This window comes from Bradyrhizobium sp. AS23.2 (genome assembly GCF_001908185.1).
In the GTDB taxonomy this organism is placed as follows: Bacteria; Pseudomonadota; Alphaproteobacteria; order Rhizobiales; family Xanthobacteraceae; genus Bradyrhizobium.
Genome location: NZ_LGHM01000021.1, coordinates 96928 through 108104, shown reverse-complemented (window position 1 = coordinate 108104; position 11177 = coordinate 96928). Strand labels below are relative to the sequence as shown.

15 protein-coding genes and 1 pseudogene are annotated in these 11177 nt (G+C 61.2%); 14 read left to right on the top strand and 2 right to left on the bottom strand.

The genetic code is table 11. The features are described 5' to 3' along the window. Positions 1 to 258: 258 nt before the first annotated feature. Positions 259 to 591, bottom strand: a complete 333-nt coding sequence (locus AC630_RS42765; RefSeq protein ID WP_245330259.1) for a cupredoxin domain-containing protein — start codon at positions 589 to 591, stop codon at positions 259 to 261. Positions 592 to 745: 154 nt separating this feature from the next. Between AC630_RS42765 and AC630_RS04715 the strand changes: the two genes are divergently transcribed. The 10 genes from AC630_RS04715 to AC630_RS04670 all read left to right on the top strand — a co-directional run bounded on the left by AC630_RS04715 (position 746) and on the right by AC630_RS04670 (position 7249). Beyond that, positions 746 to 1798 (top strand): transporter substrate-binding domain-containing protein, encoded by a 1053-nt coding sequence (locus AC630_RS04715; RefSeq protein ID WP_245330258.1) that lies wholly within the window; start codon positions 746 to 748, stop codon positions 1796 to 1798. 243 nt (positions 1799 to 2041) lie between these two features. Further along, positions 2042 to 2416: a universal stress protein gene (locus tag AC630_RS04710; protein ID WP_074117299.1), complete on the top strand. Its 375-nt coding sequence runs from the start codon at positions 2042 to 2044 to the stop codon at positions 2414 to 2416. A gap of 290 nt (positions 2417 to 2706) precedes the next feature. Beyond that, positions 2707 to 3135, top strand: coding sequence for a helix-turn-helix domain-containing protein (locus tag AC630_RS04705; protein ID WP_083636119.1), 429 nt, complete (start codon positions 2707 to 2709; stop codon positions 3133 to 3135). A 228-nt stretch (positions 3136 to 3363) separates the two neighbouring features. After that, positions 3364 to 3732: a DUF2946 family protein gene (locus AC630_RS04700; protein ID WP_074117297.1), complete on the top strand. Its 369-nt coding sequence runs from the start codon at positions 3364 to 3366 to the stop codon at positions 3730 to 3732. Positions 3733 to 3784: 52 nt separating this feature from the next. Continuing rightward, a complete protein-coding gene (locus AC630_RS04695) occupies positions 3785 to 4783 on the top strand; it encodes a hypothetical protein (protein WP_074117296.1) in 999 nt (332 codons plus the stop codon). Between the two features lie 21 nt (positions 4784 to 4804). Continuing rightward, on the top strand, positions 4805 to 5146 hold the full coding sequence (locus AC630_RS04690) for a copper resistance CopC family protein (RefSeq protein WP_245330257.1): 342 nt from the start codon (positions 4805 to 4807) through the stop codon (positions 5144 to 5146). A gap of 12 nt (positions 5147 to 5158) precedes the next feature. Beyond that, positions 5159 to 6118, top strand: a complete 960-nt coding sequence (copD, locus tag AC630_RS04685; protein WP_074117294.1) for a copper homeostasis membrane protein CopD — start codon at positions 5159 to 5161, stop codon at positions 6116 to 6118. A gap of 273 nt (positions 6119 to 6391) precedes the next feature. After that, a complete protein-coding gene (locus AC630_RS04680) occupies positions 6392 to 6580 on the top strand; it encodes a hypothetical protein (protein WP_074117293.1) in 189 nt (62 codons plus the stop codon). After that, complete coding sequence (locus AC630_RS04675) at positions 6577 to 6981, top strand: SpoIIAA family protein (protein ID WP_074117292.1); 405 nt, start codon at positions 6577 to 6579, stop codon at positions 6979 to 6981. Before AC630_RS04680 ends, AC630_RS04675 begins: the two co-directional genes overlap by 4 nt. Before the next feature lie 4 nt (positions 6982 to 6985). Next, a complete protein-coding gene (locus AC630_RS04670; protein ID WP_074117291.1) occupies positions 6986 to 7249 on the top strand; it encodes a hypothetical protein in 264 nt (87 codons plus the stop codon). Positions 7250 to 7521: 272 nt separating this feature from the next. Here the strand turns inward: AC630_RS04670 and AC630_RS04665 are convergent, their stop codons facing one another. Next, the gene (locus AC630_RS04665) at positions 7522 to 7788 is read right to left on the bottom strand and encodes a metal-sensing transcriptional repressor (RefSeq protein WP_074117290.1); all 267 of its coding nucleotides are present in this window, start codon (positions 7786 to 7788) and stop codon (positions 7522 to 7524) included. A 353-nt stretch (positions 7789 to 8141) separates the two neighbouring features. On the opposite strand from AC630_RS04665, the gene AC630_RS04660 reads away from it, so the two are divergent. From AC630_RS04660 to AC630_RS04650, 4 genes and pseudogenes are all read left to right on the top strand, one after another. Continuing rightward, positions 8142 to 8447, top strand: a complete 306-nt coding sequence (locus AC630_RS04660; protein WP_074117289.1) for a hypothetical protein — start codon at positions 8142 to 8144, stop codon at positions 8445 to 8447. A 189-nt stretch (positions 8448 to 8636) separates the two neighbouring features. Continuing rightward, on the top strand, positions 8637 to 8801 hold the full coding sequence (locus tag AC630_RS45210; protein ID WP_167561131.1) for a hypothetical protein: 165 nt from the start codon (positions 8637 to 8639) through the stop codon (positions 8799 to 8801). 89 nt (positions 8802 to 8890) lie between these two features. After that, a pseudogene (locus AC630_RS46720) lies at positions 8891 to 9085 on the top strand (IS5/IS1182 family transposase); the annotation flags it as partial. Between the two features lie 255 nt (positions 9086 to 9340). After that, entirely contained in the window at positions 9341 to 10807 is a 1467-nt protein-coding gene (locus AC630_RS04650) for a GH1 family beta-glucosidase (protein WP_074117287.1), read from the top strand. Positions 10808 to 11177 lie beyond the last annotated feature (370 nt).

Here is an 11177-nt window from a genome sequence, read left to right as displayed (position 1 = left end):
ATTCCGCATCGCTCAGCCAGTAAGCCTGCTTTGCCATCCAAGCCTCCATGTGCTGGAAAGCTTGAATCACAATCCCTTAGTCCTGGGAATCCTTATTGAGTACAGACCCTAGAGCGTTTTCGAGCGAAGTGGATACCGGTTCGCGTCAAGAAAACGCGTCAAAACTAAAATCTAGAGCCCCGTTCCGATTCCATCGGAACGGAAATGGCTCTAGGCAAGTTCGAGCGCGCAGCGCTCGTCAATGCCCCATTCCGGGCTCTACCTTGCCGTCGAAAATTTCCGTGTTTGGCTGCCCTTCGACGTGCAGTAGACGACGAGCCCGCGCTCAGCCCGCGCGATCGCATGATCGAGGAGGGTATAGTTGCCGGGGAAATCAACCTTGAACTCGGCGATGACCGTGCCGCCAAGAAAGTAGACCTTGTCGAATATCTCTCCGATGAGATGGAACGATGAGGTGAAGTTCGGACCACCGACACCGAAGTAGATGCGTACGGTCTCGCCGACTTTCACCAAGTCACCGTGGAATTGCCAAATAGTCGCGCTTGGTTGGGAGTGGGGGCATGCCTCGAGGTCGGTCGTGAATTCATTCAATGAAGATCCGCTAGTCTCCCATGGCCTGAGCCCGAAGGAAGACGTGTCGTGTCGGACGGCCGTCGATTGGGCCACCCGACAACATCCGGCCTCTCGATCCAGGCCGGTGATGTTGCCGCTTCGCCCTGCCTTGCTATGCTTCGCGGCGCTGGCCATGCTTGCGTTCGGCCTCACTAAACTCCACGCCCAGGGGCCGGCGGTCCCTGACAGGGAATTGGTGGTGGCGACCAAGGCGGCGCCGCCGTTTGCAATGAAGCATCCGGACGGGAGCTGGAGCGGTCTCAGCATTACGCTATGGAAAAAGATCGCGGATCGGGAGCATCTGCGTTTCCGCCTGGTGGAAACCCAGAGCGTCCCGGACCTGCTGGACGGCGTTGCGAACGGCACGTTCGATGCCGGTGTTGCCGCCGTGACAGTGACTGCCGCGCGTGCGCACAGCGTCGACTTTACTCAACCCTTCTACAATACCGGGCTTGGGGTTGCGGTGCCGATCAATGAGAATCCGTGGCTCTCGATCGGGCGCGCGCTTCTTTCCTTCGGGTTCTTCCAGGCTGTCAGCGTGTTGCTTGGCTTCGCAATGGCAGTCGGCTTTCTCATATGGATGCTGGAGCGACGCAAGACGGAGCACTTTGGTGGAGGCGCGAAAGGACTAGGCTCCAGCTTCTGGTGGTCGACGATCGCGATGACCCAGGCCGGGGCCGCGCATAATGCGCCAGCAACTCTTCCAGGCCGGATCGTAGCAATGGGGTGGATGATCGCATCCGTGATTGCGATCGCCGTATTCACCGCCGGTATCACGTCCACGCTGACGCGCAGAGGCCTCGAAGGTGCCGTTCACGGCTTCAACGATCTTCGCTCCGTACGTGTCGGCGCGGTCGCGAACTCCGCGACGACCGAATATCTCGGCCGTCAACGGCTGTCCTTTCAAACATTTCCGGACATCCAGAGCGGCCTCTCGGCGTTGGAAGCCGGCAAGATAGATGCCTTCGTCCATGACAAGCCGTTGCTGACCTGGATGGTTCGCAATGACTTTTCGAGTGCGGTCCGTGTCGTCGATACCAGCTTCAGCAGCGAGAGTTATGCGATCGTGCTGCCCAAAAACAGCGCGTTGCGGCCAATGCTCGATCTCGCTGTCCTCAATCAAGTCGAGAGCGATTGGTGGCAACAAACGCTGTTCGAGACCCTCGGGACTGCTCGATCACGCTGATGCTGTCGTTACCTTGTTTCTCAAATCGGCCGATGGGAGGGCAATCGCGTTGAAGCGATTGCCGCACGAGGTCTGCATCTTTGAGAACTTGATCTTTGAGAACCTGGCGACCCACCGGCCTACATGCAGGCCCAACGGCGCCGCGCATGCCGATATTGATCTATCGCAAGACTGCATCCCTCATGGGAGCCCAGCCTAACGTTCCGACGGCGTTGATATGTCCAGACAATCGGGAGGTGAAGCATGTACCGGCATATTCTCATTCCGACAGATGGTTCGGAGCTGGCGGTGGCGCGTGGGTTGGCGCTGGCGAAGTCCGTTGAAGCCAGGGTATCCATCATCTACGTTGTGGAGCCGCTTCTTGCCGTGACGGGGGACTTTGCGAGTGTGTTGGATCACGCGGCAAATGAGGCCAAGGAGGCCGGTGTTCCCTGCGAGACCATTCAGGTGGAGAACGTGCCACCCGATCAAGCCATCGTCGCAGCGGCCGAGGACAAAGGCTGCGATCTCATTGTCATGTCTTGGCATGGGCGTAGCGGACTTTCGACGCTTCTCATCGGCAGTGTGACAAACAAGGTGATGACGTACGCGAAAACCCCCGTGCTGGTTTGTCGGTGAATGACAGGAACGCGCAGGCAGGACGCAGTGGCCACCACGCCGAGCGGTTTGAAGGCATGTGACGAAAGGAACGGCTGGAGGGTCATTTAACGAAGAGAGCAACCAGCAATATTGCGACCGGCAAAAGCCCGAGACAGGTCACGCCAATCGCAAAAACCCTGTCATTTTCGAAAGTGTCTCTGATATGCCGACGCATGAGCCATGTCCCCCCAAACCTTAACACAGCTTCATTTGCGGCCGAAGCATGCACCAGCTAAGCACAATCGCAAGCGAAGGCAACGGTGGCGAAAATGGCCGGAGAAACCCCAGGCAATTCAGATGCGGCATTGACGAAGCGCCAGAAGCAATCGGCGATTGTCGGCAGGTTGTTGGTGGCCTGCTTCGTGGCGATGCGCAGCGGTTATCCTCGCAAGCACCTCGGCGCGGTGTTTGAAGAGCTTCTGGTCGCGATGATGATTCGTGTGAGCGACGAACTCGGCGCACCGCCGCGTACGGCTTCCGATATTTCCAAATATCTCGGGCTCCCGCGCTCAAACGTCCGGCGCTGCCTCGACGCGCTCATCAGCGAAGGCGTGGTTCGCAAGGTGCATGAACACGGCCATACGGGCGAACTGGACTGGCTCGCGTCGCGGATTGATGCGGAGTACTTCCTCAAAATTCGGAACGCGATCATCGCCGCGGCTGACGAGCTGAAGGCGCTTGACACGCCCGCCCTTTGATCGGCGCTATGCCGGATGGCCCACACCCGACCCGAATGGACCGTCGATCCGCAGCAAGATCATGCGAGATGCGCGGAGAACGGCGCCCCTGAGAGCGAATGCGCGGCGTTGCCGGCGCGCAACACATCCCTCTAAATCGTCAGGAGCGGCCTCCTTCCTGAGCTCGGCACGGCCGGCTGCCTCGACCATGGCCCATCCTTGCGATAGCCTCTAGCGCATGGTGGACTGATGCGTCGACGGCTAGAACGATGTCTTCCGATCATCCTGCTCGCGCTGGTGATGCAGATCCTGGCGCCGATCGCGGCGTATTGGATCACCGGCATCGCGGTCGCCGATCCGCTGGAAGCGGCCAGCATTTGCCATAGCGGCAAGCCCGCCGGGTCAGGCGATCAAGATCGCGAGCCGTACGCCCATGACGGCCTCTGCGCGATCTGCGTAAGCCATGCGGCGGCGGCCCTTGATGCCCCACAGCCTGTCGCCATCATTCAGTTCGCCGGTCAGCACCGCCCCGTTCGTTGGCCTGACGCTGAATTGAGACCCTCACCATCCCGCATCGGCTCGAACTCCCAGGCGCGAGCACCTCCGCCATTGGCGTGAACAAGGCGGCTAACGGCCGTTGCATTTGCACGTCAACCTGCGGAGACGTTCCATGTCCATCTCTCATGCGCGTGCAGGCCTCTGGGGCGCTGCGATTGCGCTTATTCCTCTTTCCGGGAGCTTGGCCCACGAAATCGTCGGCAACCGCTTCTTTCCGGCAACGATCGGTATCGATGATCCCGGCGTGAACGACGAGCTGTCACTGCCCACGGTCGACAACTTCAAAACCGGCGACGTGCCGCCCGTTCGGCAGCGGGACGTGTCCGGCGAGTTCTCCAAGCGGATCACAGAGGATTTCGCGGTGTCGTTTGGCACCACTTACACCTTCCTCGGCCCGGTCGATCGGGCCGTGCCCGGCGCCAATGGCTTCCAGAACCTGGATACGACCTTCAAATATCGGGTGTTCAAAAACCCGGAACATGAGTTCGTGATGTCGGTGGGCTTAAGCGTGGAATGGGGCGGCACCGGAGACGCCAGCGTCGGCGCAGAGGCCTTCCATCACTACGCGCCGAACGTCTATTTCGGCAAAGGGCTGGGCGATCTGCCGGACACGCTGTCCTGGCTCAGGCCGGTCGCGATCACCGGCCAGGTCGGCTATGCGATCCCGGCGCGAAACTTCACCACGACCTTGGGCGTCGATCCCGATACCGGTGCTGTGACCGCCGACACCGAGTTCCACCCGCGTGTGCTCAACTGGGGCGGGACGATCCAATACAGCATGCCCTATCTGAAATCGGCCGTGGTCGATCTGGGCCTGCCGAATTTCATCAATCACCTGATTCCGCTGGTTGAGGCCACTCTGCAGACACCGGTGGGGAATACCTTGACCTCGGGAACGTTGACCACTGGCACCATCAATCCAGGGGTCATCTGGGTCGGCAACACCTTCCAGTTCGGCGTCGAGGCACTGATCCCGATCAACCGGCAAAGCGGTCGCAATGTCGGCGTGATCGCGCAGCTGCACCTCTACCTCGATGACATCGATCCGCACGGGATTGGCAAGCCGTTGTTCGGTGGCCCGGTCCAACCCGCCACTCCCTTTCAAAGGTAATTGACCATGCGATGTTTTTCTTTGATCGGAATCGCCCCGCTACTGCTTGTGCTCGGAGCCGGTACGGCGCATGCGCATGCTTCCTTGGACCATGCCGAGCCGCGCGTCGGCAACAAGGTCGCGAGCCCACCGCGTGAGGTGACGCTCTACTTCACGCAGAAGCTGGAGCCGGCGTTCAGTTCGGTGACGGTTACCGATCCCTCCGGGAAACGCGTCGATGCCGGCAAGGCGCGCGTCAATGGCAACCGGATTTCTGTCTCGGTGAAGGGCGGCGGCGTCGGCACGTACCACGTGAATTGGCGCGTGCTGTCCGTGGACACTCACACGACCGATGGAAGCTTCACCTTCCAGGTCGGTCCATAGAGCATCGTCGCGATGGACTGGTCGGCAGCAGGAGCGCCGCTGATTGCGACGCGCGCCGTGCACTTCGCGGCTACAGCGATGGCTGTCGGAAGCATTGTTTTCGACAGCTTCATCGCTATGCCTGTCTTGCGGCACGACACCACGGCGGCCGCCTCATTCCGGAAGCGGACGCGGCGGGGGAGGTGGATCGGTCTCGTCGTCGCCGTAGTCTCCGGCGCGATTTGGCTAATGCTGCAAGCGGCCTCGATGAGCGGAATGCCGCTCCACGAGGCTCTGACAGTTGATGTGCTTTCGACCGCCGTCAACGAAACGCAATTTGGTGAGGTGACGACGATTCGCGCCGGTCTTGCAATCTGCCTGGCAGCCTGTCTCGGCTATGGCCGCGGGGCGACCACACAATGGCTGGGGCTCGCAGCGGCTATTGGGTTTGCAGGCAGCCTTGCCTGGGCCGGACATGCCGGCTCGACCGTTGGCGCAACCGGCTATCTGCATCTGGCTGCCGATGCGCTGCATGCAGTGGCTGCGGCGGCTTGGATCGGCGGTCTGGTGTCACTGATCATTTTTTTGGGGACATCCGAGGTACGTAACGACATATCGCCCGCCCGCGATGCCGTCCGACGATTTTCCGTACTGGGCATCGTGAGCGTAGCGGTCCTTCTGCTCAGCGGCGTTGTCAACGCCGTCATTCTGGTCGGCTCGCTCCACGGGCTCATCGCGACCGAATATGGGCGCGTGCTGATGCTGAAAGTGGCGATGTTCGTGCTGATGCTCGCCTTCGCTGCGATCAACCGCTACCGCCTGACGCCGCGGCTCGCTTCCACTGGAAACTGGCAACGGTCTATCGCGCTAGATCAACTGATCCGAAACAGTGTGATCGAGACGATATTCGGACTGGTTATCCTCGTAGTTGTAGCGGTGCTCGGAACGCTACATCCGGCTGTTCACTTGGTCGCCCTTACGGCCGCCTGGTGACTTGCGACCATCGAAGGCGTTGCCGCGTAGGGGGCTACCCGCCCGAGGTCCGCTTTCGCGCCAGAGCCGGTCATCAACAAGAGTTCGGCTTGTGGTCCAAACTCGGACCTCCAGTGAGGTCCGCCATTGCGCCGCTATCGGAGGTGTAGCGGACCTCATACGCGCCCTGACTGCGGCGCGGGTCTATGAGTAAGCTGCTGTCCCTTGGGACAATTTCGCGTTGAGACCGGACGTGTCTAAGCTCGGTTCCCGGCACGCAGCAGGGAGGCAACCATGGGTTCCCTTGAAGCGTTCATTCATTACGAGAACCTGACCCTGTTCAAGAAGCAGCTGGCGGCCCCCCAAATATCGGACGAGCGACGGCAAATGTTGCTGAGGCTGCTGGCTGAAGAAGAAGCCAAGGGCCCGCCTCGACAGGACCTGTCGTTCCGACCGTCGCCTGCCGCAGAGCGAATGACGTGATTGAGTACGAACTGTTGCGGGATCAGGGCATCCTCACTGTCTCGCCGACCGGTCCGCTTTCAGCGGACGACTTTGCGCGACTGGCGGGAGAGGTCGACCCGATCATTGCGGCGAACGGGAAGCTGGCCGGGCTGATGATCTGTGTAAGCGCATTTCCGGGGTGGGACGGCTTCGGCGCACTGATCGCGCATCTCAAGTTCGTTCAGGCTGATCATCGCAATATCGATCGCATCGCTGCGGTGACGGATAGCGCGGTCCTGAAGACCGTGACGCAATTGGCGAAGATGGCGGTGTCGCCCGAGGTCCGGCAATTTCCATTCGATCAGAAGACCGCGGCGCTGGCCTGGCTTGAGGGCGTCGGGGCGAAGTCCGCCACTGCCATCGCATCACACGTGGAGTAGTCCGATGTGGGTCCTGATGTATGTCTTTTCGTATTCGGTCAGTCCCGCCGCGACCAGCGACAAGGCGGAATGGCGGCTGCTCCCGACCGTGGTGTTTCAGGAGTTCTCGAGCGAAGAGCGATGCAAGGCGGCCAAGGCGTCACTCGAAGGCAGCCTCAAGCATGCCGGCGACAAGTTGAGAAGCGGCCTGGAGGACCTCAAAAGCATAGGCAAGGCCGATCCGGCCCAGATCATCATCGCCTACAATGTGGAATGCCTGCCAAAGTAATGCCGCGCTGGATCACGCCGTGATCTCATCGCAGGCAGGCCGGAAGCTGGGCCGCAGTTCGCTTTGAGGCCAATGCTCGATCTCTCTGTCCTCGATCAAGTCGAGAGCGACTGGTGGCAACAAATACTGTTCGAGACCCTCGGAACTGCTCGATTCCCTGATGCTGCCGTACCCCTGTTTCTCAAATCGGCCGATGGCAGGGCCATCGCGTTGAAGCGATTGGCGCACGAGGTCTCCACCCCTTGAGAACCTGACCGCTCCACCGCTGCAGGTCAGAGATACTTGGCGATCAGCCTGAAGTCCTTCAGCGCCGCGCGGCCTTTCGCCCCCGACAGCTTGAGAGTCTCCTCGAGGCAGTGATTGATATGGTCGTGGATCAATGCCTTCTTGGCATTTTCGATCGCGCTCTCCACGGCCTGCAACTGCTGCGCTATTTGGGCGCAGGGCTCACCCTGCTCGACCATCTCGATGATCTTCTCGAGGTGGCCGTTGGCGCGCTTCAGGCGCTGGGCAATCGCGGTGTGCGGATGGTCCTGCATACGTTCTCCAATCCCCTGGGGAGGATATCCATGATCCTCCCGCCAGGATAGCAAGGATCCCCCCCGGAGGATAGCCGAATTCGCTTGACAGCGATCTGCGTCAGGCGTACGGCCCAATTGTCGGAACATTCGTTCCTGACCGGGGCGTAGCACCCCGACGAACGAGCCATCAACGAAGGCACATGGGCAGTATCAGCTTTGGCGGCACAACCCCGGCGACGACCGGGCCAGTGACGCCGCAGGACATAGAACCCGATCGCGCAGGCTTCAGCCGCGTGGATGGGCGGTCAGCTTCGATCTGACCGCCAGATCCTCACCGGCCTGCCGCATGATCGCGGAAGTGGAGGTGAGCGATGTTCACAAGACTCGCAAAATTTCGGTCGTTTGAGCCGCGGCGCGCGGCGTACGCGGCGCAACCGGTCACGCATTCCAATGACAACCTGCAGGGGTTTCTCCGCCCGCAGGGCCGGCGCCTGCGTCCAACCCGGGCGCTGGCATGTCGTTGGTACCTGGTCGACGGCCACCTGGAATGCCGCTGGGACGTCGCGGACAGCGGCGAGCTTCCGACGGCCGATCTTGATCATCAACGCATCGCGGACCGGACTTCCGGCCCGCGATTGGTTCGCCGCGCCGCATTGAAGGCGCGGGCAAGCAGCTAGAGGTGCGCATGATGGGCCAGCGCGCTCACAGCCTATTGTAGTGTCGCTGATCGGCTGCGATGGGCCAAGCAGGCCATGCAAGGGTTCCTTCACCTTGATCTCGGGATACATCCAAATGGGCTATGGGCGGAGATCGCTTCGCGCTAAAGAGTAAGATCGCCGCTGCTGGGGGCCAAACGGAGATATCCGATGGGTGTGGCAGGCTGGCGCTTTGCGCATGTGAAGAGAACTCTCCGCGTCCGGGCAGTCGTTATCGGCGTGCTGGAGGAGTTGCCGTTTATCTGTCCGGTGGCGGTCGCAATCGGCTCGCTGATCATGATCGGCATCACGCTCAGCAAGGATTGGCCGCAGTGAGGCGGCTCACGTCTACTTAGCCCACAACAGTGGCGCACTTCCATTGTCCGCGTGCATCAGCATGGGGCCTGCATCACAAGGAACCGCGCCGATCGATGGGAAGGTCACGCGGCGGCATGACGAGCAAAATTCATGCGGTGGTCGATAGCAATGGCCTGCCGGTACGGCTGGCGTTGAGCCCCCGGCGGGGGGAGACGCGCTACGACAGGCTTGCCGCTAACTACCTTGCCTTCGTTCAACTCGCGTCAATCAGGCTATGGCTGCGCCTTCATAAGTCCGCGGCCTGGAACCTGCCCCGCTGCGAGGCCGCCGCTATGCCTGCTTTGACGAAAACCCTGCATCGTCATGCGATGGATGGGGCCGGTTAGATCTGATGTTGATCATGATCTGTGCGTCGCTCGGTCCCCCACAGCGGCAGAAGGGAGATCAGCGCGCCGCGCCCCGCAATTCTGCATCCGCAAGTTCCAACGTCATCGCTTCCCAAACGGCTCGCGACCCGCCATTGTGCCGCCGCAACGATCATCTCGAGGGCAGTATCAATGTCGGACAAGGTCTCGCGTCGCCAGTTCGCGAAAATCGCGGGATTGTCCGCAGCCGGAATCGCAAATCCTCTGGAGATCGCTGAGGCCAAGCCGGCGGCGGCGGCGCCGCGTAGCGCGAACGGCTTTCCGGCGGGTTTTGTCTGGGGCACCGCGACCTCGTCCTATCAGGTCGAAGGCTCAGTCAACGAGGATGGGCGAGGGGCCTCGATCTGGGACAAGTTCGTCCGTATCCCCGGCAAGATCGAGGATGGCAGCACCGGCGACCGCGCCAACGAGCACTATCACCGCTACAAGGAGGATATCGCGCTCATCAGGGAACTCGGCTGCAAGGCCTATCGTTTCTCGGTGGCCTGGCCGCGGGTGTTTCCGGACGGCGACGGCAAGCCGAACCCTGGGGGGATCGACTTCTACAATCGCCTCGTCGATGAGCTGCTGAAGAACGGCATCGAGCCGTGGCTGACGCTCTATCATTGGGACCTGCCGCAATCGCTCCAGGATCGTTTCGGCGGCTGGCGCTCGACGGAGACCTGCAAGATTTTTGGCGACTACGCGGCCTATGTCGCGGAGCATCTGACCGATCGCGTCAGGAACGTGTTCACGCTGAACGAGAGCGGCCGCTTCGTCCATTTCGGCTATGGCCTCGGCATCGACGCGCCGGGCGCGACGTTGCCGCAGGCCGAGGTCAACCAGATCAGGCATAACAGCGCGCTCGCGCACGGGCTTGCGGTGCAGGCGGTGCGCGCCCATGGCCGCCGCGGCACCAGGGTGGGGCCGGCCGAGAACATCGACGTCTGCGCGCCCGCGATCGACACGCCGGAAAACGTCCGCGCCGCCGAGATCGCGCTGCGCGAGATGAATGCCGGCTATCTCAACGTCATCATGACGGGCCAGTATACCGACGCGTTCCTGAAATTCGCCGGGCCCAACGCGCCGAAATTCACCGACGCGGAGTTGAAGATCATCTCCTCGCCGGTCGATTTCCTCGGCCTCAACATCTACGCGCCGCAGAACTACGTGGTGGCCTCCGACCAGGGCGCGGGCTTCATGCCGCTGCCGATCCCGAAATCCTTCCCGCACATGAACGCGGACTGGCTGCGGGTTGGTCCTGAGTCGATCTACTGGGTGCCGAAGCTGGCTGCCAAGATCTGGAAGACGGATGCGATCTATATCAGCGAAAACGGCGCCTCCGGCGACGACGTGGTCACGCCCGACGGCAAGATCTACGATACCGACCGCATCATGTACCTGCGCAACTATCTCGCCCAGCTCCAGCGCGCCACCGCCGAAGGCGTGCCGGTGCGCGGCTACTTCCTCTGGAGCCTGATGGACAATTTCGAATGGGTGTTCGGGCTCAACAAGCGCTTTGGTCTCTATCACGTCGATTTCGACACGCAGGTGCGCACGCCCAAACTCAGCGCGAGCTTCTATCGCAACGTGATCGCGACGAACGCGGCGGGGGCGTGATCTTTCGCCCTCTCCCTGTTCTTGCGGGGCGCGACGAGCCTCGCTCACGCTGAGAGGGGCGGGGTGAGGGGCTGCCGTTTGGCACCGCTTTTCCGGAAGTTCCGCCTCATCCGAATTTTCCGCTGCGCGTAAAATCCGACCACTGCGCGCAAGCGGGGGCAAGGTGAGGGGAGATTGCGCGGCTGCCGCCGTTTTATTCGACGCATCAATCGCTTCGCCAGCGCCGCCGCGCCCGATCCGTCGCTCGCGCGCCTACTTTGCATGGGGTTGTTTTTCAGTTTTTTTGCAAGGAGGGGCGGCGCCGGCGCGCATTGACTCAACTCTCCCCCTGATTCACAACGCCTCTCAACATCCATAACAAGAGGACAAC